General features: G+C 69.6%; 20 protein-coding genes. 12 read left to right on the top strand and 8 right to left on the bottom strand.

Annotated elements, in window-relative coordinates; all coding sequences use genetic code 11:
- Nucleotides 1-71: 71 nt before the first annotated feature.
- On the bottom strand, nt 72-1,775 hold the full coding sequence (locus CJ022_RS06260) for an NAD(P)/FAD-dependent oxidoreductase (protein WP_101925814.1): 1,704 nt from the start codon (nt 1,773-1,775) through the stop codon (nt 72-74).
- Nucleotides 1,776-2,024: 249 nt separating this feature from the next.
- Between CJ022_RS06260 and CJ022_RS06255 the strand changes: the two genes are divergently transcribed.
- Nucleotides 2,025-3,353: a hypothetical protein gene (locus tag CJ022_RS06255; RefSeq protein ID WP_101925813.1), complete on the top strand. Its 1,329-nt coding sequence runs from the start codon at nt 2,025-2,027 to the stop codon at nt 3,351-3,353.
- On the opposite strand, the gene CJ022_RS06250 is transcribed toward CJ022_RS06255, so the two are convergent.
- Both CJ022_RS06250 and trxA read right to left on the bottom strand, forming a co-directional pair.
- A complete protein-coding gene (locus tag CJ022_RS06250) occupies nt 3,320-3,802 on the bottom strand; it encodes a DUF4442 domain-containing protein (RefSeq protein ID WP_101925812.1) in 483 nt (160 codons plus the stop codon). The genes CJ022_RS06255 and CJ022_RS06250 overlap by 34 nt on opposite strands.
- 71 nt (nt 3,803-3,873) lie before the next feature.
- Entirely contained in the window at nt 3,874-4,764 is an 891-nt protein-coding gene (gene trxA / locus CJ022_RS06245; RefSeq protein WP_101925811.1) for a thioredoxin, read from the bottom strand.
- Nucleotides 4,765-4,917: 153 nt separating this feature from the next.
- Between trxA and CJ022_RS06240 the strand changes: the two genes are divergently transcribed.
- Genes CJ022_RS06240 through CJ022_RS06230 form a run of 3 tightly spaced genes read left to right on the top strand, consistent with a single transcriptional unit; the run spans nt 4,918 to nt 6,360 of the window.
- A complete protein-coding gene (locus CJ022_RS06240) occupies nt 4,918-5,556 on the top strand; it encodes a hypothetical protein (RefSeq protein ID WP_143703898.1) in 639 nt (212 codons plus the stop codon).
- A gap of 22 nt (nt 5,557-5,578) precedes the next feature.
- The gene (locus CJ022_RS06235; protein WP_101925809.1) at nt 5,579-5,794 is read left to right on the top strand and encodes a helix-turn-helix transcriptional regulator; all 216 of its coding nucleotides are present in this window, start codon (nt 5,579-5,581) and stop codon (nt 5,792-5,794) included.
- Complete coding sequence (locus tag CJ022_RS06230) at nt 5,782-6,360, top strand: hypothetical protein (RefSeq protein ID WP_101925808.1); 579 nt, start codon at nt 5,782-5,784, stop codon at nt 6,358-6,360. Before CJ022_RS06235 ends, CJ022_RS06230 begins: the two co-directional genes overlap by 13 nt.
- A 6-nt stretch (nt 6,361-6,366) precedes the next feature.
- On the opposite strand, the gene CJ022_RS06225 is transcribed toward CJ022_RS06230, so the two are convergent.
- Nucleotides 6,367-7,701 (bottom strand): metal-dependent hydrolase family protein, encoded by a 1,335-nt coding sequence (locus CJ022_RS06225; protein WP_101925807.1) that lies wholly within the window; start codon nt 7,699-7,701, stop codon nt 6,367-6,369.
- 64 nt (nt 7,702-7,765) lie between these two features.
- Nucleotides 7,766-9,484, bottom strand: a complete 1,719-nt coding sequence (locus CJ022_RS06220; protein ID WP_101925806.1) for a sensor domain-containing diguanylate cyclase — start codon at nt 9,482-9,484, stop codon at nt 7,766-7,768.
- Nucleotides 9,485-9,651: 167 nt separating this feature from the next.
- Between CJ022_RS06220 and leuS the strand changes: the two genes are divergently transcribed.
- From leuS to rlmH, 6 genes are all read left to right on the top strand, one after another.
- A complete protein-coding gene (leuS, locus tag CJ022_RS06215) occupies nt 9,652-12,390 on the top strand; it encodes a leucine--tRNA ligase (protein ID WP_458351492.1) in 2,739 nt (912 codons plus the stop codon).
- A gap of 66 nt (nt 12,391-12,456) precedes the next feature.
- The gene (locus CJ022_RS06210) at nt 12,457-12,987 is read left to right on the top strand and encodes an LPS-assembly lipoprotein LptE (protein ID WP_101925804.1); all 531 of its coding nucleotides are present in this window, start codon (nt 12,457-12,459) and stop codon (nt 12,985-12,987) included.
- Between the two features lie 31 nt (nt 12,988-13,018).
- Nucleotides 13,019-14,065 carry a DNA polymerase III subunit delta gene (holA, locus tag CJ022_RS06205; RefSeq protein ID WP_101925803.1) on the top strand — a complete coding sequence of 349 codons (1,047 nt, stop codon included), beginning with the start codon at nt 13,019-13,021 and terminating at the stop codon, nt 14,063-14,065.
- Between the two features lie 5 nt (nt 14,066-14,070).
- Complete coding sequence (gene nadD / locus CJ022_RS06200) at nt 14,071-14,727, top strand: nicotinate-nucleotide adenylyltransferase (RefSeq protein WP_233198630.1); 657 nt, start codon at nt 14,071-14,073, stop codon at nt 14,725-14,727.
- A 28-nt stretch (nt 14,728-14,755) separates the two neighbouring features.
- Nucleotides 14,756-15,169, top strand: coding sequence for a ribosome silencing factor (gene rsfS / locus CJ022_RS06195; protein WP_101925802.1), 414 nt, complete (start codon nt 14,756-14,758; stop codon nt 15,167-15,169).
- A gap of 39 nt (nt 15,170-15,208) precedes the next feature.
- Nucleotides 15,209-15,679: a 23S rRNA (pseudouridine(1915)-N(3))-methyltransferase RlmH gene (gene rlmH / locus CJ022_RS06190; protein ID WP_101925801.1), complete on the top strand. Its 471-nt coding sequence runs from the start codon at nt 15,209-15,211 to the stop codon at nt 15,677-15,679.
- A 66-nt stretch (nt 15,680-15,745) separates the two neighbouring features.
- On the opposite strand, the gene CJ022_RS06185 is transcribed toward rlmH, so the two are convergent.
- The 3 genes from CJ022_RS06185 to CJ022_RS06180 all read right to left on the bottom strand — a co-directional run bounded on the left by CJ022_RS06185 (nt 15,746) and on the right by CJ022_RS06180 (nt 17,648).
- Entirely contained in the window at nt 15,746-16,453 is a 708-nt protein-coding gene (locus CJ022_RS06185; RefSeq protein ID WP_101925800.1) for an energy transducer TonB, read from the bottom strand.
- 279 nt (nt 16,454-16,732) lie between these two features.
- Nucleotides 16,733-16,906 (bottom strand): hypothetical protein, encoded by a 174-nt coding sequence (locus CJ022_RS17045; RefSeq protein ID WP_158238368.1) that lies wholly within the window; start codon nt 16,904-16,906, stop codon nt 16,733-16,735.
- Between the two features lies 1 nt (nt 16,907).
- A complete protein-coding gene (locus CJ022_RS06180) occupies nt 16,908-17,648 on the bottom strand; it encodes an SIMPL domain-containing protein (protein ID WP_101925799.1) in 741 nt (246 codons plus the stop codon).
- A 122-nt stretch (nt 17,649-17,770) separates the two neighbouring features.
- Between CJ022_RS06180 and CJ022_RS06175 the strand changes: the two genes are divergently transcribed.
- Both CJ022_RS06175 and rng read left to right on the top strand, forming a co-directional pair.
- The gene (locus tag CJ022_RS06175) at nt 17,771-18,379 is read left to right on the top strand and encodes a Maf family nucleotide pyrophosphatase (protein ID WP_101925798.1); all 609 of its coding nucleotides are present in this window, start codon (nt 17,771-17,773) and stop codon (nt 18,377-18,379) included.
- A gap of 8 nt (nt 18,380-18,387) precedes the next feature.
- On the top strand, nt 18,388-19,899 hold the full coding sequence (gene rng, locus CJ022_RS06170; RefSeq protein ID WP_101925797.1) for a ribonuclease G: 1,512 nt from the start codon (nt 18,388-18,390) through the stop codon (nt 19,897-19,899).
- Nucleotides 19,900-19,911 lie beyond the last annotated feature (12 nt).

Genomic DNA, 19,911 nt, shown 5'->3' with positions numbered 1-19,911 from the left:
TCGCAACGGCACGCCGGGCACCGTGTGGGCGGCGGAGCATGCGCGCGATGCGGTCGCGCACCGGCTCGCGGTCAGGTCGCGCGTGCGTGCCCCGCGGCAACCAGCGCCATCGCGACCGACTCGGCCGCCTTGATGCCGTCCACGCCGGCCGACAGGATGCCGCCTGCATAGCCCGCGCCTTCGCCGGCCGGGAACAGCCCGCGCGTGTTCAAGCTCTGGCCGTCGGCATGGCGGGTGATGCGCAGCGGCGACGAGGTGCGGGTTTCCACGCCGGTCAGCAACGCGTCGTGCATCGCGAAGCCGCGCAGCTGCCGGTCGAAGGCGGGCAGGGCTTCGCGGATCGCGGTGATCGCGTACTCGGGCAACGCGCTCGACAGATCGCCCAGGCGCACGCCCGGCGTGTACGAGGGCACCACGCTGCCGAACGCGTTCGACGCGCGCCCGGCGAGCAGATCGCCGACCAGCTGGCCCGGGGCCTCGTACTCGCCACCGCCGAGCGCGAACGCGTTCGACTCCCAGTGCCGTTGCAGGGCGATGCCGGCGAGCGGCCCGCCTTCGGGCGCATAGGGCAGGAAATCCTCGGGCGCGATGCCGACGACGATCGCCGCATTCGCATTGCGTTCGTTGCGCGAGTACTGGCTCATGCCGTTGGTCACGACGCGCCCGGGCTCGCTGGCGGCCGCCACCACGGTGCCGCCCGGGCACATGCAGAAGCTGTAGACCGAGCGGCCGTTGCGGGCGTGGTGCACCAGTTTGTAATCGGCCGCGCCCAGCAGCGGATGGCCGGCCTGCGGGCCGAAGCGCGCGGCATCGACCAGCGATTGCGGATGTTCGATGCGGAAGCCGATGGAGAAGGGCTTCGCCTCCAGGAACACGTCGCGCGCATGCAGCATGGCGAAGGTGTCGCGCGCGCTGTGGCCCAGCGCCATCACCACGTGGTCGCTGCGGATTTCCTCACCGCTCGCGAGGGTGACGCCGCGGACATGGCGCACGCCGTCGGCACCGGTGTCGACCAGCAGGTCGTCGACGCGACTCGAGAAGCGGATCTCGCCGCCCAGCGATTCGATCGTCGCGCGCATGTGCTCGACCATCGACACCAGCCGGAACGTGCCGATGTGCGGCTTGCTGACGTAGAGGATTTCCTCCGGCGCGCCCGCGGCGACGAATTCGGTCAGCACCTTGCGGCCGTGGTGGCGCTTGTCAGAGATCTGGCTGTAGAGCTTGCCGTCCGAGAACGTGCCCGCGCCGCCTTCGCCGAACTGCACGTTGGATTCGGGGTTGAGCACCTTCTTCCGCCACAGGCCGAAGGTGTCCACCGTGCGTTCGCGCACGGCCTTGCCGCGTTCCAGCACGATGGGCCGGAACCCCATCTGCGCGAGCACGAGTGCGGCGAACAGGCCGCAGGGACCGGTGCCGATCACCAGCGGGCGCAGCGGCAGCGCCTCTTTCGCATGCGCGACGAAGCGGTACGAGGTGTCCGGGGATGGGCCGATCTTGCCGCTGCCACTGGCCACGGCGCCGTCTGCCTGCTCGCCCGCGGACGCGGCTTCGGGATCGAGCGCCAGCCGTTGCAGGATGTCCGCCTCGCGCGGCGTCGCCACGTCGACCGAATAGATCAGGACGATCGCCCCGCGCCGGCGCGCGTCGTAGCTGCGCTTGGCCACGGTGAAACCGGTGAGTTCGTCGGCATGGATGCCCAGGCGCGCGACGATGGCGGCGGGCAACGCGGCGTCGTCGTGGTCGAGGGGCAGTTTGAGATCGGTGAGTCGGAGCATCGGGATTCGGAAAGTGGACGTGTCGTGGACTGCGCGCCGGAGGCAGGCGCGGGGCGGGGCGCGTGCACCGGAGCTGTGGCGCGGCGTCGCTGCAGATGCGGGGACCGGCACGTCTCACGGCCGCGACAGGGGTGCTGACGCGGCGGACAGGATACCCGCCGAACCCGGGAGACGAGGCCCGCTCGTCGCGCCGACCGGTCGTGATGGCAGACTGCAGGTCCGCAGGATGCGGGGACAAGGGGATCGGGCATGCGCTGGTTGAAGCGGTTGGGCGTGGGTTTGCTGATCGTGGTGCTGGTGCTGGCGGCGCTGTGGACATGGTCGCGGCTGCGTGGACCGACGCCGGAACAGCGCGCGGCACTGGCGCTGCTGGAGACGCCGAACGCGTTCGAAGGGCGCAATGCCTTCGATGCGATCTGGGTACTGCCCTACGACGTGCCTGACGCGGAGATCGCGGCGGTCGCGGATGCGGATATGCAGGCGCTGACGGAGGCGGCGCAAATTCGCGACGAACCGCTATCGTTCACGACGGTTGCTGCGCGCTACCCGGACCTGGACCCCGCCCAGCGCACGGTTACACCCTGTGGCGCCGATGGCGCGAAGTGTCTAAGTCAGGTCTACGCCGCCCTTGACGAGTACGCTTCGCTGGTCGGCGACAACGCGCGACTGATCGAACGTGTCGAAGCGCTGGCGTCTTACGATCACCATCGTTCACGTCTTCCACCCGATCACCGGGCGCCTTTCCCACCATTCACCCTGCTCAGCTGGCCGATCACAGCGCATGCCGTCCGTTTCGCGCAGGGCGATCGAGCTGGCGCTATCGAGGCGACTTGCCGCGGAATTACGACGTGGAGGCGCATCGGGGTCCGCAGCGACACGCTGATCGTACGGATGCTCGGGATTTGGCTTGCGACCGAAGGCTATGGGGCCTTGCTGGCCCGCATGGTTGCAGAGCTACCGCGCGACATACCGCTGCCGTCAAGCTGCGAGGCTGCACTCGCCGCGCCGGTGGCTGCCGACGCATCCATATGTCCTGCTATGCGCGGTGAATTCGCATGGAGTATGGGCGCGACTGAAGCGATACCGGAGATGCGTCGCCACACGTGGTGGAGCTGGCTTGTGCTTGATCGAGATGGTTTCAGGGCTTTCATGGCGGAACAGATGATTACTCCCTGCATCGATCAGGGCATACCACTGCAAATAGATTATCGGCGGGTCTTCCCCGCCAACTCGGTGCCGCTCTGGCGCCGCTTCGAGTGCATCGCCAATAGTGCCGGGTGCATTGTGGGTGACATCTCCGGTCCGGGATTCGGGAGCTACGTGTGGCGGGCTCAAGATCAGAACGCCCGTCTCCAACTTCTCGCGACTCTGGCTTGGCTGCGCGAGCAGCCCGACGACGGCACGCTCGCCGAACGCCTCGCACGCCGCCCTGCAGCGATGCGCAGTCCCGCACGCGACATCACGGTCACCGCCGACGGGCGTTCACTGGAGATTGCGCAGTACGACACCACCCGCGGCGCGACGTGGTCGGTACCGCTGCCGCCCTATCTCGTCGAATCGACGGCGGCGTCCGACTGACCGCTGCGTCGCTTGCGGCGCACGTAGACCTGCTTGCGCACGCGGGCGACCGGTTCGCCCGAGGCGTCGAGCACGTCGGTCGTGAACCAGTGCAGGTGCTTGCGGCCATCGGCGGTCGCGGCGCGGATCGTCTCGACGGTGACGTCGTCGAGATCGAAGGCCGCGTGCACGGTGCCCCGGCCCGGGCGGATGAACTCGATCTCGCCGGCCTTGTCCCAGACCACGTGGTCCTTGCCGAGCGCGCGCAGCGTCATGATCATCCAGAACGGATCGGTCATCGCGAACAGGCTGCCGCCGAAGTGCGTGCCGACGTAATTGCGGTTGAACCAGCGCTGGCGCAGCTCGACGCGCGCATGCCGGAAGCCGTCGTCGATCCGGGTCACGCGGATGCCCGCGAACAGGAACGGCGGCCACAGGTTCATCAGCAGGCGGAAACGGCGCGGTGTCATGAGCGTACGATCGGCGAGGGGACGCCGATCTTGCCAGACGCGACGGCGCGCACGCGCCCGGATGCGCCCGATCAGAACAGCAGCGACGCCATCTTGCGGCGGTAGCGGCCGACGAGCTCGGCGTCGTCGAGGATCCGGAACGCATCGATCAGCGCCTTGCGCGGCAGGCCGTCGTCGAAATCGCGGTCGCGCTGCAGGACTTCGATGAATTGCGCGAGTCCCGCTTCCGCGTCGCCGGCGACGATGTGGTGCACGCCGAGCAGGTGGCGCGCGCGCAGATCGGCGGTATCCGCTGCGATCGTCGCCTGCAGGGCATCGATCGACGGCGCGCCGGCCAGCACCGTCGCGAAGCCGAGGCGCGCACGTGCCTTCACCGCACGGTCGTCGGTCGACAGGTTCGCCGGCAGGCCGTCGAGCAACTGTTCGGCTTCCGCCGTGTCGCCGGTCTGCAGCAGCGCCAGCGCGAGGTCGAGCTTGAGTTCGTCCTTGTCCGGCGCTGCGGCGATTTCGCCACGCAGGCGTTCGGCCTCCGCCCTGGGATCCAGCGGCACGGGGGCGACATCTTCCGCGGGGGCAGCGTCCGCCGGCACGATCCCGTGGCGTTCGAGGAACGCGCGGATCTCGCCTTCCGGCAGGGCTCCGGGGAAACCGTCGACCGGCTGCCCGCCGACCAGCAGAAACACCGTCGGCACCGAACGGATCTGGAACGCAGCCGCGATCTGCTGTTCCTTGTCGACATCGACCTTGGCGAGCACGAACGCGCCGTTGTATTCGGCCGCCAGCTTCTCGAGCACCGGCACGAGCGTCTTGCAGGGTTCGCACCACTCGGCCCAGAAATCGACCAGTACCGGCGTCTGCAGCGATGTCTGCAGCACCTCGGTCTCGAAGGTCGCGGTTGTCGCGTCGAACACGTGCGCGGAGGGGGCGGAAGCGGGAGCGGGGGCGTTGCCGTTGAAGAGCATGCAGGGTTCCGTGGGCGGTCGTGGGGAAGGCGCCTGGCGCCGATACCGAAGCATGGCGGCGCCGGCGCAGGATACAACCATGTCAAAAATAGTTGACATGCCGCATTGGGGATGTAAATTATTTTTTACTTTGAGTCTGCTGGAGTTGACACCATGGTCTGGCGCCGATGGAAATGGACGGGAATGTTGCTGCTGGCCGGCCTCGCTCTCTGGCTGTTGTTGGCGGGTCGCACTACGCGACTTGGCGTCGACGTCGGGATGCTGGGCTCGGTCCTGCTGGTCGGCACGGCGTGGCTAGCGCTCTATCAGGTTTCGACGATGCCGCGCGGCGAGCTCGAGCAGGGGATGGCGCCGGGCGAGTGGCAGGCCTGGATTGGCACCGTTTTCATGTGTGTGGCTACGTTGTATTTCGTCAGCAAGCTGCATGTGTTCGGCAGCGAGTCGATTCCGCATGCCCCGCATTCCCGCGTGGTGGTGCGCAATCTGGTCGTGCTGCTGATCGCCTGGACCGTGCTGTCGCGGGTGCTGGCCGCTCGCTGGAACGGACACGTGCAGTCCGACGAGCGCGACCGCGACATCGAAGCGCGCGCTGCCGGGTGGGGCCGCGCCGCGCTTGTGTTCGCTGTCGTCGCGCTGGCGGTGACGCTGGGTCTGTCTCCGGTGGAGCGCCTGGCTTGGGCCACGCATTTCATGATCGCCAATCTGTTGATCCTGTTGCTGATGTGCGGCTGGCTGGTCGAGTACGCAGCGACGGCGGCCCTGTACTGGCACGATCGTCGGGACGCAGCGTGACCTGCGATAAAGGAACAGGCCTGTGAGCGGCGGCACCCCCATCGCCAACGAGATCCGACGCCTGCGATTCGAACGGGGCGAGATGACCCAGCAGGCGTTGGCCGATGCCTGCCGGGTCACGCGGCAGACGATCATCGCGCTGGAAGCAGGCCGGTATGCGCCGTCGCTGGAACTCGCGTTCCGGATCGCACGCACGTTCGGTGTCGGCGTCGAGGACGTGTTCCGGTGGGCGGCTTGAACGGCTCGCGGTTGTGGCGCGCCGTCGCGGCGGCGCACGCGTGCAGCCTGCTGACGCTGCTGGCCTTCGCGGCGATGACGGCCCTGCCGCCCGGCGCCCCGCTCGCCTTGCCGGGCGCCGCCGGCCTGCCGCTGGCCTGGATGTTCAATCTGCTGGTCTGGGGCGCGCCGGGTGTGGTCGTCGCCGGCGTCGCGATGCGCCTGCGCACGGGTCTGCCCGCCGGCACCGGCCTGGTCGGCGGCATCGCCTTGCGGCTGATGCTGCTGGCGGCGCTGGCATTCGCGGCGCAGGGCGCGTTCGCACTCGATCCGCTCGAACTCGACGCCGGTACGAGCCGCTGGCACGCGGTGGCCTGGATGCTGTGGAACCTGGCGTTCGCGGCCGGGGCGCTGCTGTCCGGCCTGGCATTGCGCGCGGTGCGGTGGCCGGCGCTGCTGCTGGCCGGTGTCGTCGGCCTGTGCCTGCTGGCGCCGGGGCTGCTCGGCCCCGGCATCGCCGAACGGGTGGTGCTCGCGTGCTGGTGGGCGTGGACGCTGTGGCTGGCCTGGCGCCTGCCGCGCCGCTGACGCCCGTTACTCGATCGCGACGGGCGCTGCGTCGGCGTCGGGCTGGCGGAACACGCGGCCTTCCTTCATGACGAAATCGACGCCCAGCACGGCGTTGATGTCGGCGAGCGGATCACCGGGCATCGCGATGATGTCGGCGCGCCTGCCGGCTTCGATGACCCCCTGGTCGTCGACGCCGAGCACGGTCGCCGCATGCAGCGTCGCCGACTGCAGCGCATACGCGGCCGGGATCCCGGCTTCGACCATGTAGACGAACTCGCGCGCATTGTCGCCGTGCGGGCCCACGCCCTGATCGGTGCCGAAGGCGATCGGCACGCCGGCGCGGTAGGCGCGCTCGGCGGTGGCCTGCAGCTGGGCGCCGATCGCCGCGGCCTTGGGCCGGACGACTTCGGGAAAGTAACCCGGCTGTTTCGCCTTGTCGGCGACGAAGCGGCCGGCGTAGATCGTCGGCACGTACCAGGTGCCGCGCTGCTTCATCAGGCGCATGACCTCGTCGTCCATCAGCGTGCCGTGTTCGATGCTGGTGACGCCGGCCTCGACCGCGCGCTTCATGCCCTCGGTGCCGTGGGCATGCGCGGCGACCGTGTAGCCGTAGTCCTTCGCCGTGTCGACGATGGTCCGGATCTCGTCGACGGTGAACTGCGGCGCGTCGCCCGATTTCGCGTAGCTCAGCACGCCGCCGGTCGCGGTGATCTTGATGACGTCGCTGCCGTCCTTGTAGCGCTGGCGCACGGCCTGGCGCGCATCGTCGACGGAATTGATCACGCCTTCGGTCGGCCCGGGCGGCCCCATCAGGTGCGACAGCATCGAGTTGTAGCCGTTGCTCGGATCGGCGTGACCGCCGGTCGTGGCGATGGACTTGCCGGCGGCGAAGATCCGCGGACCGTGCACCAGCCCCTGGTTGATCGCATCGCGCAGGTGCAGGCTGACCTCGCCGCCGAGATCGCGGACCGTGGTGAAGCCGGCCTGCAGCGTCTTGTCGGCGTAGCCGACGGCGCGGAAGGCGAAGTCGACCGGATCGAGGCGGAAGCCTTCGGAATAGCTCTGCGGACTGGATTCGGACCCCAGGTGGACATGCAGATCGGTCCAGCCGGGCATGCAGGTGCGGTCGCCGAGCACGATCGATGCGACGTCGCCCTCGAGCTTGGCGCGGCCCGGGATTACCTCGGCGATGCGGCCTGCGTCGACCAGGATCGTGTGCTCGCCGAGCATGCGCCCGCTGCGCGCGTCGAACAGCCGCTCGCAGTGCACGGCGGTGCGGTCCGCGGCGAATGCGCACGCGGGCAGCAGCAGGGCGGTGGCGAGCAGGGCGAGGGACGGGGCGCGGGAACGACGGGCCATGCGGATCTCCGGAAGCGGCGGCAGGTCCCGGATTGAAGCACGCGGCGGGCCGCGCGGGCAGGGCTCAGGACCGGTGCGAGGCGTGCAGCACGCGGTTGCGGCCTTCGGCCTTGGCGCGATAGAGCGTCGCGTCGGCCATCTGCTGCAGCAGTTCGGCGGTGGCGCCGTCGTGGGGATAGGTCGCGATGCCGATCGAAATGGTCACCGGCCCGAGCGTCTGCCGCAGGTGCAGCACGGTGGCGGTCTCGATCGCGGTGCGGATCTCGTCGGCGCGCTGGCACGCGCCTTCGGCGTCCATCTCCGGCATGACGACGGTGAACTCTTCGCCGCCGTAGCGGCAGGCGATGTCCTCGCTGCGCACCCGGCTCTGGATCAGGCGGCCGACCTGGCTCAGCAGCGCGTCGCCGGCGGCATGGCCGTGGCTGTCGTTGAAGCGCTTGAAGTGGTCGACGTCGAGCATCAGCACCGACAACGGCAGCCCGCGGCGTTCGCAGCGCTGCAGCTCGCGCGAGAGGTTTTCCTCGAGATACCGGCGGTTGAACAGACCGGTCAGCGGGTCGCGCAGCGACTGCGTGCGCAGGGTCTCGCGCAGCTGCAGGTTGACGATCGCCAGGCCCAGTTGCTCGGCGATCTGGCCGACGATCGCGGTATCGCCGTCGTCGATCATGCCGTCGGCGGGCGCGCTGATGTGCAGCAGGCCGATCGCCGCGCCCTGCGCGACCAGCGGCAGGCACAGGCTAGACGTTGCGGGTAGCGGGGCTTCGGCATCCAGATGATCGCAGCGCATGCCGCCGGCGCCGGCAGGCAGGTGATGCGGCTGTCCGCGCCGCAGCGCCCAGCACTGGTTGGGCAGCAGCATGTCGGCGCTGCTGATCGTCGCGTCGCCGAAGGTGGCGATGCTCTCGTAGAAGTTCTGCGAGGCGCGCAGCAGATAGCACTGGCCACTGACGCCGGGAATCAGGCCGGCGAGGGTGTCGCCGGTGAGCCGCACGATCTCGTCGCGCGTCTCGCAGCTCTGCAGCAGGCCGGAATAGCGGCTCAGCTGGTGCCGCTGCTGTGACAGCCGGTCGGCCTTGGCCATGCTCAGGGCCATTTCGTGGAAGGCGTCGCGCGCCTCGCGCTCGAGCGTCTGCGCGCGCCGGTTCTCGTGGGTCACATTCCACATCAGCCAGATCATCAGGCCGGCCGACACCAGCGTGCCGAGCACCACCAGCACGGTCAGCCAGACCGCGGCGCGCTGGCTGCGGGCCTCGCGCTCGGTCAGCAGGCGGGTCTCCTCGTCGCGCATCTGTGCGCTGACGTCCTCGATGCGGCGCCATTGGGTGAGCGCGCGGGTGGCGTCGGTCGCCGTCCGCGCGGCCTCCATGTCGAACATCTCCTGGATGTCGTGCAGCCGCTGCAGCTCCGCCATGTGGGTCCGCACCAGGGCCTGCAGCACCCGCGCCCGCGGCGCCTGGACCGGGTTGTCGGCGGTCAGGGCGACCAGCGCGCCGACTTCGCGTTCGACGCCGGGCACGACCCGCAGGTACTGCTGGCGGAATTCGGGATGCCCGGTCAGGCGGTAGGCGCGGCCGCTGGCCTCGCTGCTGCGCACCAGTTGATCGACGACCTCGATCCGGTTGAGCACGCGGTAGGTGTGTTCGATCCAGGCGTTGCTGGCGCGCAGGTTCTCGACGCCCACGACGCTCGCCGCGCCGGTGCCGATGAGCAGCAGCAGCGCCAGTGCGAACGCAGGCAGCCGATAGGACTTGAACCGGGAAGACGAGTTGGACAGAGGACACACTCGGCAAAGCAGGCACCGGATTGTAGCGGGCGATGCAGGGGTCGCGTCGGCCGCCTCCGGAGGGCCACCAGGCGCGCGCGGTCCGCGTGGCGGCGCCCCAGCCCCTGCGGTAGGCTTGCCGGCTGTCCTCCGCCAGCAGAATGCAGTCCGTGTCCAGCGAATCCGTCATCGTCGATCCCAACGCCTACCAGCCCACTCCGGTGGAATCCGATGCCCAGCGGTTCTGGACGTCGACCCGCGCGTTCGAGGTCACCGAGCGGGCCGACAAGCCGAAGTACTACTGCCTGTCGATGCTGCCGTACCCGTCCGGCGCGCTGCACATGGGCCACGTGCGCAACTACACGCTCAGCGACGTCATCAGCCGCTACCAGCGCATGACCGGCAAGAACGTGCTGCAGCCGATGGGCTGGGACGCGTTCGGCCTGCCGGCCGAGAATGCCGCGATCAAGAACGCGACCGCGCCGGCCAAGTGGACCTACGCCAACATCGACCACATGCGCGGCCAGCTGCAGTCGCTGGGCTATGCGATCGACTGGAGTCGCGAGTTCGCGACCTGCGCGCCGGACTACTACGTCCACGAGCAGCGCATGTTCGTGCGTCTGATGAAGAAGGGGCTGGCCTACCGCCGCAATTCGGTCGTCAACTGGGATCCGGTCGACCAGACCGTGCTGGCCAACGAGCAGGTCATCGACGGCCGCGGGTGGCGCTCGGGCGCGGTCGTGGAGAAGCGCGAGATCCCGCAGTGGTTCCTCAAGATCACCGCGTACGCGCAGGAACTGCTCGACGGCCTGGACACACTGGGCGGCTGGCCGGAGTCGGTCAAGACCATGCAGCGCAACTGGATCGGGCGCAGCGAGGGCCTCGAATTTTCGTTCGACGTGGCCGGCAGCGACGACACGCTCGCCGTCTACACCACGCGCCCCGACACGCTGATGGGCGTGACGTTCGTGTCGGTCGCCGCCGAGCATCCGCTCGCGATGCGCGCGGCCGAAGCCGATGCCGATCTGGCGGCGTTCATCGCCGACCTGCGCCAGGGCGGCGTGTCCGAAGCCGAACTGGAAACCCAGGTCAAGCGCGGCATGGACACCGGCCTGCGCGCGATCCATCCGGTCACCGGCGAGGAGATCCCGGTTTGGGTCGCCAACTTCGTGCTGATGGGCTACGGCACCGGCGCGGTCATGGCCGTGCCCGGCCACGACCAGCGCGACTGGGAATTCGCCAAGGCCTACGGCCTGCCGATCCAGATGGTGGTCGTGCCCGACGAGGTCCGTGACGCGTTGCAGGAGATCGGCCGCGACCGCCGCGCGCACGCCGATCCGGTGGCGACGGCACTCGGCGGCGGCGCGTCGCTCGACGTCTACGACACCGGCGCGGCCGTTCAGGTCGTCGAGTCGTTCGAGCGTCGCATTGCTGAAGAAGGCGCCTACACCGATCGCGGCTGGCTGGTGAATTCCGGTGAGTTCGACGGTCTCGATTTCCAGCAGGCGCTCGACGCCCTGGCCGCCCGATTCGAAGCGCAGGGCCGCGGCAATCGCAAGGTCAATTACCGCCTGCGCGACTGGGGCGTCAGCCGCCAGCGCTACTGGGGCTGCCCGATTCCGGTGATCTACTGCGACGCCTGCGGCGCGGTGCCGGTGCCCGAGGACCAGCTGCCGGTGCTGCTGCCCGAGGACGTCGAGGACGCGTTCGCCAACCCGGGCGTCGTGCAGTCGCCGATCAAGTCGAACGCCGAGTGGCGCAAGACCTCGTGCCCGACCTGCGGCGGCGCCGCCGAACGCGAGACCGACACCTTCGATACCTTCATGGAGTCGAGCTGGTACACCGCGCGCTACACCTCGCCGGGCGCGGCCGACATGGTCGACGAGCGCGCCGATTACTGGACACCGGTCGACCAGTACATCGGCGGCATCGAGCACGCGATCCTGCACCTGCTGTATTTCCGCTTCTACCACCGCCTGATGCGCGACGAAGGCCTGGTGCGCAGTGACGAGCCGGTGATCAACCTGCTGACCCAGGGCATGGTCATCGCCGACACGTTCTATCGGGAACAGGGCAACGGCGCCAAGGACTGGATCAACCCGGCCGACGTCGAGATCACCCGCGACGACAAGGGCCGGATCACCGGCGCCACGTCGAAGATCGACGGCCAGCCGGTCTCGATCGGCGGCACCGAGAAGATGTCCAAGTCGAAGAACAACGGCGTGGACCCGCAGTCGATGATCGGCAAGTACGGCGCCGACACGGTGCGCCTGTTCTCGATGTTCGCCGCGCCGCCCGAGCAGTCGCTGGAGTGGAACGAGGCCGGCGTCGAAGGCATGTCGCGCTTCCTGCGGCGTCTGTGGAACCAGGTGCAGAAGCACGTACAGGGCGGGGAAGTCGGCGCGTTCGATGTCGCTGCCGCGACGCCCGCGCAGAAGACCCTGCGCCGCCAGCTGCACGAGGCGATCCAGAAGGTGGGCGACGACTACGGCCGCCGCCACAGCTTCAACACCGCGATCGCCGCGGTGATGGAACTGCTCAACCACGTCGGCAAGTTCGACGAGGCGGATGCGAACGCGCGCGCGCTGCGCCAGGAGACGTTCGAGACCATCGTGCTGTTGCTCAACCCGATCACCCCGCACATCGCGCACACGCTGTGGCAGGTGCTGGGTCACGCCGAGACGCTGCTCGAGGACCAGGCCTTCCCGCAGGCCGATCCGGCTGCGCTGGCGCGCGACGCGGTCACACTGGCGATCCAGGTCAACGGCAAGCTGCGTGGCACGATCGAGGTCGCGGTCGACCTGCCGAAGGAGCAGATCGAAGCAATGGCGCTCAATGAGCCCAATGTCGTCAAGTTCCTGAGCGAGTTGACGGTGCGCAAGGTCATCGTCGTGCCGGGCAAGATCGTCAACATCGTCGCGGGCTGAACCGGGCGTTCCGCTGCCCGTCCATCGCTGCTTGCCGCCCCCTTCCGCCTCGTCCAGACTTCGCGCATGAACCGACTCCGCCCGTTTTCGATCCGTCTCGCCGCCCTCGGCCTCGTGCTCCTGCTGCCGGCCTGCGGTTTCCACCTGCGCAACGCGCTGACGTTGCCGCCGGATCTCGGGCCGGTGAAGGTGACGGCGCGCGACCGGTACAGCGGTCTCGCCCAGTTGCTGAACCGGTCGCTGGACAGCGCGGGTGTGCAGCGTGCCAGCGCCAGCCAGACCGACGTGGCGACGTTGCGGATCGAGTCGGAACGCTGGGCTTCGACGCCGTTGAGCATCGACGCCCAGGGGCGTGCGCAGGAGTTCACGCTGCGCTATGGCGTCGTGTTCTCGATGGTCGACGCGGACGGCGAGGACATCGTGCCGGCGCAGGCGATCGAGCTCGCGCGCGATTACCTGTCGATTCCGACGCAGGCGATCGGTACCGATTCCGAGCGCGACCTGCTGTCGGCAGAGATGGAACGCGAGATGAGCGCTTCGATCCTCCGCCGCGTCGACGCCGTGTTCCGCAATCCGCAGCTCCGCGCCGCCGAGTGAACCCGCGGCGCGCCATCGCCACGCGGCCGTCGTGGAGCTGACACCCGAACGCCTGTCCGCGCAGCTCGACCGCGAGCCGCTGCGGCCGGCGTATCTGATCGCAGGTCCGGAACCGCTGCGGGTGCTCGAGGCCGCCGACGCGGTCCGCGCGGCCGCGCGCAAGCAGGGCGTCGCCGAGCGCGAGGTGTTCGAGCCCGAGGGCCGCGACATCGACTGGAACGGGCTCGAGGCGACGTTCCGCGCCCCCAGCCTGTTCGCGTCGCGGCGCCTGGTGGAAGTACGTCTGCCCACGACCAAGCCGGGCAAGGAAGGCGCCCAGGTGATCGCCGGGTTCTGCGCCGATCCGCCCGCCGACGTCACCCTGCTGGTCACCGGCGGCGAATGGAGCCGCCAGCACGGCGGCAAGTGGAGCGAGGCGATCGCCGCGGTCGGGCATCTCGTCGTCGCCTGGCAGGTCAAGCCGCACGAACTCGAAAGCTGGATCGAAGCGCGCCTGCGCAGCCGCCACGTGCTGGCCGACCATGCCGCGGTCCAGAGCCTGGCCGCGCGTGTCGACGGCAATCTGCTGGCCGCCGCGCAGGAGGTCGACAAGCTCGCGCTGCTCGCCGATGGCGGCACGCTGGATGCGGCGCGCATGGAGGCGCTGGTCGCCGACGCCGCTCGCTTCGACGTGTTCCGGCTGATCGACGCGGCGCTCAACGGCCAGCCGGCGCAGGCGTCGCGGATGCTCGCCGGCCTGCGCGCCGAAGGCGATGCGATCCCGGCGCTGATGGGCATGATCGTCATGGAGCTCACCCGCGCGGCGACGCTGGCCCAGGCCCAGGCGCGCGGCGGCAACATGGCGGCCGAGTTCAAGGCGCAGCGCATCTGGGATGCGAAGCAGGCGGTTTACCGTCGCGCCCTGCAGCGGCATCCCGCCGCGCGCTGGGAACGGTTCGTGGTCGAAGCCGGGCGCATCGATCGCATCGCCAAGGGCCGCGGCCGGCCGGGACAGGATCCGGTCGACGCGTGGATCGTGCTCGAGCGGCTGCTGGTCGCGGTCGCCGACGCCAGGGCCGGCGCGCTGCTCGCGGCCTGACTTCTGTGCTGCATTTGGTCTACGGCGGCACCTTCGATCCGATCCACACGGGCCATCTTGCGATCGCACGCGCCGCGCGCGATGCGCTGGCCTGCCCGGTCCGTCTGATGCCCGCCGCCGATCCGCCCCACCGTCCGCCGCCCGGCGCGCCCGCGGCACAGCGCGCGGCGATGATCGAGCGTGCGATCGCCGGTGAATCCCGTCTCGTGCTGGACCGGTTCGAGTTTGAACGCAGCGGTCGCAGCTACACCGTCGACACCCTGCAGGCCCTGCGCGCGACGCTCGGTCCGGTCCAGCCGCTGGCGTGGCTGGTCGGCGCCGACAGTTTCCTCGGCCTGCCGTCCTGGTCGCGCTGGACGTCGTTGCTGGATCTGGCCCACCTCGTCGTCGCCGAACGGCCGGGCAGTCCGCTGGGTGCCGTGTTGCCGCCGCCGCTCGCCGCTGCGGTCCGTGGCCGCTGGGCCGCCGTGCCCAAGGCGCTCGAACACGCCCCGGCCGGCCTCGTCTACCGGTTGCGCCAGCCGCTGGTGGCGGTCTCGGCGACCGAGGTGCGTGCCCGGCTCGCCGCAGGCCGCTCGGTCACGGGTCTGCTGCCCGGGAACGTAGCCGCATTCATCGAGGAGAAGGGGTTGTACGGGGCCGGCCGCGCCGCTCCGCTATAATTTCCGCCGCACTTTCCGAGCCAGAGCCTTGTCCAATCCCGCGCACGTCATCAAGACCCGTCTTCCCGAGCCACCGCCGTCCCCCGACGCGCTGTTGGAGGTCGCACGCGCGGCCGTCGCCGAACTCAAGGCCGTCGACGTCGTCGACATCGATGTCCGGGGCCGCAGCAGCGTCTGCGATTTCATGGTCGTCGCCTCGGGCACGTCCAGCCGCCACGTCAAGTCGATCGCCGACGAGGTCATCAAGCACGCGAAGAAGCTCGGCTGCCAGCCGCTCGGCGTCGAAGGCGAGCGGGAAGCCGAATGGGTGCTGGTCGACCTCGGCGACGTGATCGTCCACGTGATGCTGCCGCGCGTGCGCGAGTTCTATGCGCTGGAGCGCCTGTGGACCGTCGGCGACGAGCCGCCGGGCGAGGACCGCGGTCCGCGCCGCGATGCCTGATCGCGGCGTCCCGGTCTGTTCGCCGGGCGTGGAAGCGGCATGAAGGCGAAACTGATCGCCGTCGGCGAACGCGCACCCGGTTGGGTGGCCGAGGGTTTCGCCGAGTACCGCAAGCGGCTGTCGCACTGGCTGCCGCTGGATCTGATCGAAATCGAGCCCGGCCTGCGCGGCAAGGGCCGGGACACCGTGCGCGCGATGTCCGACGAAGGCGCGCGCGTGCTGGCCGCGGTGCCGCGCGACGCGCTGGTCGTCGCCCTCGACGGCTGCGGCCGGCTGCACACCTCCGAAGATCTCGCCCAGCGCCTCGAACACTGGCGCATGCAGGGTCGCGATCTGGCCTTCCTCATTGGCGGCCCCGAGGGTCATGCACCCGAGGTGCTCGAACGCGCCGACGAACGCTGGTCGCTGGGCCCGCTGACGCTGCCGCACATGCTGGTGCGCCTGGTCGCCGCCGAGCAGCTGTACCGCGCCGCGGCGATGCTGGCCAACCATCCCTATCACCGCGCCTGACGCGGGGCCAGCGACGACGCGGCGACGCAGGACGTCTGCCATCCCGCGCCGCCGCGCGCTTGCCTCTCAGCCGCGCTCGAGACTGAACGCGATCGGCACGAGGCCGGTGGCCTGCACCGGCTGGCCATTCCGCATTGCCGGTTCGAACGTCCAGTGACGGCGAACGTGCCGCAACGCCGCCTGGTCGAGTTCGCGATCGCCGCTGCTGCGGTGGATGCGCACCTCCAGCGGACGCCCGTCGACGCCGACCAGCACCTCCAGTTGCACCACGCCTTCGGCCTGCCGGCGCAGGGCATCGCGCGGATACGCGGGGGCGGGCGCGCTGGCGTACCGGAGTTGCACGCCCGCCAATGGAGCAACAGCCGTCGTTGCCGGGCTGGCGTGTGTCATGCCCGGATCCGCATCGACGGCCGGGCCGGGGTCCGCCAGCGACGGGGCGAGGGACACGGCAACCGGTGTGGGACCAGGCGTGACGGGCGCGACCGCGACCGGCAGGGCGGGACGAGGGAGGGGCTGCGGCGGCGGCGGGACCACCTCGGCAATGACAGGCGGCGGAGGCGGACGCAGCGGCTCAGGCTCGATCCAGCGGAACTCCGGGGCGCGTTCGGGTGCCGACAACAGCGTGTCGGGCAACGGATTGGGGACCAGCAGGACCATCAACACGACCGCGTTGAACGCGAGCGTGCCGGTGATGCCGATGATCCGGGTGGGGTCGGGGCCGTCTTCCTGCGATCGACGGGCGAAGAACACGTGACCTTGCTGCTGCAGCACCATGCTCCACCTCCTTGCGAGACCGGGCTGGCCGCCCGGCAGGGATCGTGAACGCACTGGCGGTTTCCCCGGGGTCGAAGGAGCCGTGAACCACCAGCCTGAGACGCGACTGCGGTTCGACGCTGCGCTCCCCGAATCGACACCCGCAAGGCCGTGCCGACGCACGGTCTGCGACGCGCGACCGGCGGTGGTGCTGCCGGTGGAGGCGATTGACTCGACACCAGACCGACAAAAAAAAAGGCCCGCACGTGGCGGGCCTTTCGATGCAGCGTCTCACCGGGCTCAGTCGCCCGGCGTGGTCTCCGGCTCGCGATCGAGACCGCCGTCGTCCGGATTGGGCTTGCGCCCGGTGTCTTTCTGCTGGGCATCGCCCTTGTCGCGGGGCTGCTTCTCGGCGTAGCCGGGCGCCTCGTCGGCGGTCGGTGTGCGGGGCGGGGTGTCTTTGTGGTCGGTCATGTCAGCGTCCCAGTTCGAAAACGATGTCGAGGTTGGCACTCAGGGTGGTTTCGCCCGGCGAGACCGGGGGCGCGGCGCTGTCGGCCATCGCCCGCATGGCCATCATCGGCCGCGGGGGCGCGAAGCCGCCGCCTTCGCTGATGCTGACCATGCGCAGCACGCGCAGGCCCAGCGACGCGGCGTACATCTCGGCACGGGCCTGCGCCTTCTTCAGTGCAGCGGCGCGCGCTTCGTCCTGCACGCCTTCGGCATCCTCGATCTCGAAGGTCGGGCCGTTGATCTGGTTGGCGCCGCTGGCGACCAGCGCATCGAGCACCTGGCCCAGGCGCGCGATGTCGCGGACCTTGAGGTTCACGTTGTTGTTGGCCTGGTAGCCGGTGATGACCGGCGGCTCGTTCTCGGCGTAGCGGTACTGCGGATTGAGATTGATGCCCGAGGTCTGCACGTCGCGCTCGGCGATGCCGGCGGCCTTGATCGCGGCCATCAGCGTCGTCATCTGCTCGCTGTTGGCGCGCAGCGCACCGTTGGCGTCGGCCGCCTGGGTGACCACGCCGGTCGACAGCATGGCGATGTCGGGACGGCGGCTGGCCTCTGCCTGGGCCGACACCGACAGCAGGGTGGTGCCGGGCGTGGCGGAAACAGGCGTCACATCCTGCGCGTTGGCGGTCATCGACAGGGTTCCCAGGGCGAGGCCGCAGGCGAGCAGCAGGGGGCGGAGCGTGGAACGGGATGGGCGGCGCATGGTGGTCTCCAGGGACGACGGAACAAGGGTCGTCAGGATCCAGTGAACGGCCCGTGAGCCGGAACGGGGTTAGGCCGCGCCCTGCGAGGCTGGCCGCGGCGGCCGCGAGGTATCCTTGCGGCATGCTGTATCTGGCTTCGCAATCTCCCCGTCGACGTGACCTGCTGCGCCGCCTCGGACTGCCGTTCGGGGTGGTCGATGTCGACGTGCCCGAGTGCCGCGCCGAGGGCGAAACCGCGCCGGGATACGTGCGCCGGGTCGCCCGCGACAAGGCCGTGGCCGGGCTCGCCGCGGTCAGCGTCGAGGCCGGAGTGCATGCGCTCGGCGCCGACACCGAAGTCGTGCTCGACGGCGAGGTCTTCGGCAAGCCGCGCGACGATGCCGACGCGGTGGCGATGCTCAAGCGCCTGTCCGGCCGCACGCACGAGGTGATCTCCTCGGTCGCACTCGCGTCGTCGGCGGGCGTCCTGCAGGCCGACGTCGTCACCGCGGTCGCCTTCGACATCCTCGACGACGCCTTGATCGCGGCCTACGTCGCCAGCGGCGAGCCGCATGGCAAGGCCGGTGCCTACGCGATCCAGGGCGGCGCCGAACTGTTCGTCACGCACCTGTCGGGCAGCCATTCCGCGGTGATCGGCCTGCCGTTGCAGCAGACCGCCGCGTTGCTGCGCCGCGCGGGCCTCGCGCCGCGTCCGTTCGATGTCCACGCCCACGACGCAAGCCCGGAGTAGGCGCGCGCATGTCCGAAGAAATCCTCGTCAACGTGACCCCGCGCGAGACCCGCGTGGCGGTCGTCGAGAACGGCATGCTGCAGGAACTGCACATCGAGCGTGGCTGGCGGCGGGGCGTGGTCGGCAACATCTACAAGGGCAAGGTGCAGCGGGTGATGCCCGGCATGCAGGCGGCCTTCGTCGACATCGGCCTGGAGCGCGCCGCGTTCCTGCACGCCAACGACGTGGTGCGCCCGCCGCAGACCAATGGCGACGACGCCGGCGGCCTGCTCGGCGGACCCGCCGCGCCGGTGCCGGTCAACGAGTTGCTGCGCGACGGCCAGGACATCGTGGTGCAGGTGGTCAAGGATCCGATCGGCAGCAAGGGCGCGCGGCTGACGACCCAGATCAGCATTCCCTCGCGCTATCTCGTGCTGCTGCCGCAGTCGCGTGCGATCGGCGTTTCGGCGCGGATCGAGGACGACGGCGAGCGCATGCGCCTGAAGACGCTGATGACCGAGCTGGCCGACGCCACCGGCGGCCACGGCTACATCGTGCGGACCAATGCCGAGGGCCAGAGCGCGGAGGCGCTGGCCGACGACATCGCGTATCTGCAGCGGGCCTGGGCGCTGATCGAGCGCACCGTCGTCGATGCCCGCGTCGGCAGCCGCGTCTACGAGGACCTGACGCTGCCGATGCGCGCGGTGCGCGACCTGATGCGGCGCGACGTCGAGAAGGTCAAGGTCGATTCGCGCGAGACCTACGACAAGCTGTGCGTGTTCGCCGCGCAGTACCTGCCGGCACCGGGCCCGGCCGAACAGGCGCGACTGGTCGACCGCATCGAGTGTTACACCGGCTCGCGGCCGATCTTCGACCTCTACGGCGTCGAGGACGAGATCCAGCGCGCCCTGAGCCGCGATGTGCCGCTGAAGTCCGGCGGCTATCTGGTCATCGACCAGACCGAGGCGATGACGACGGTCGACGTCAACACCGGCTCGTTCCTCGGCCAGCGCAATCTCGAGGAAACCGTCTACCGCACCAATCTCGAGGCCGCGCAGTCGGTCGCGCGCCAGCTGCGGCTGCGCAACCTCGGCGGCATCATCATCATCGACTTCATCGACATGACCGACGACGAGCACCGCCGCCAGGTGCTGCGCACGCTCGAGAAGTCGCTGAGCCGCGACCACGCCAAGACCACGGTCTACGACTTCTCGCCGCTGGGCCTGGTCGAGATGACCCGCAAGCGCACCGTCGAAAGCCTGGAGCGCCAGCTCGGCGAGGCCTGCACGTCGTGCAATGGCCGCGGCATCGTCAAGACGGTGGAGACGGTGACCTACGAGATCTTCCGCGAGATCGTCCGCGCGGTGCGCCAGTTCGAGGCCGAGCGCCTGCTCGTGATCGCCTCGCCGAAGGTGGTGTCGGCAATCACCGACGAGGAATCGGCCGCGGTCGTCGAGCTCGAGGAATTCCTCGGCAAGACCATCCGCTTCCAGGCCGACGACCAGTATCTGCAGGAGCAGTTCGACGTTGTGCTGCTCTGACGCGCCAGGTCG

The organism is Luteimonas rhizosphaerae (genome assembly GCF_002849595.1).
GTDB lineage: Bacteria > Pseudomonadota > Gammaproteobacteria > Xanthomonadales > Xanthomonadaceae > Luteimonas > Luteimonas cellulosilyticus.
This window is presented reverse-complemented; position numbering and strand designations above follow the sequence as displayed.

Excerpts from the sequence above, each read along its gene's own strand:
- CJ022_RS06185 (WP_101925800.1), bottom strand. The coding sequence starts at position 16,453 with ATGGTGCTGCAGCAGCAAGGTCACGTGTTCTTCGCCCGTCGATCGCAG.
- trxA (WP_101925811.1), bottom strand. The coding sequence starts at position 4,764 with ATGCTCTTCAACGGCAACGCCCCCGCTCCCGCTTCCGCCCCCTCCGCG.
- CJ022_RS06225 (WP_101925807.1), bottom strand. The coding sequence starts at position 7,701 with ATGGCCCGTCGTTCCCGCGCCCCGTCCCTCGCCCTGCTCGCCACCGCC.
- CJ022_RS06250 (WP_101925812.1), bottom strand. The coding sequence starts at position 3,802 with ATGACACCGCGCCGTTTCCGCCTGCTGATGAACCTGTGGCCGCCGTTC.
- CJ022_RS06240 (WP_143703898.1), top strand. The coding sequence starts at position 4,918 with ATGGTCTGGCGCCGATGGAAATGGACGGGAATGTTGCTGCTGGCCGGC.
- rng (WP_101925797.1), top strand. The coding sequence starts at position 18,388 with ATGTCCGAAGAAATCCTCGTCAACGTGACCCCGCGCGAGACCCGCGTG.
- CJ022_RS06260 (WP_101925814.1), bottom strand. The coding sequence starts at position 1,775 with ATGCTCCGACTCACCGATCTCAAACTGCCCCTCGACCACGACGACGCC.
- CJ022_RS17045 (WP_158238368.1), bottom strand. The coding sequence starts at position 16,906 with ATGACCGACCACAAAGACACCCCGCCCCGCACACCGACCGCCGACGAG.
- CJ022_RS06180 (WP_101925799.1), bottom strand. The coding sequence starts at position 17,648 with ATGCGCCGCCCATCCCGTTCCACGCTCCGCCCCCTGCTGCTCGCCTGC.
- rlmH (WP_101925801.1), top strand. The coding sequence starts at position 15,209 with ATGAAGGCGAAACTGATCGCCGTCGGCGAACGCGCACCCGGTTGGGTG.
- CJ022_RS06255 (WP_101925813.1), top strand. The coding sequence starts at position 2,025 with ATGCGCTGGTTGAAGCGGTTGGGCGTGGGTTTGCTGATCGTGGTGCTG.
- CJ022_RS06175 (WP_101925798.1), top strand. The coding sequence starts at position 17,771 with ATGCTGTATCTGGCTTCGCAATCTCCCCGTCGACGTGACCTGCTGCGC.
- CJ022_RS06210 (WP_101925804.1), top strand. The coding sequence starts at position 12,457 with ATGAACCGACTCCGCCCGTTTTCGATCCGTCTCGCCGCCCTCGGCCTC.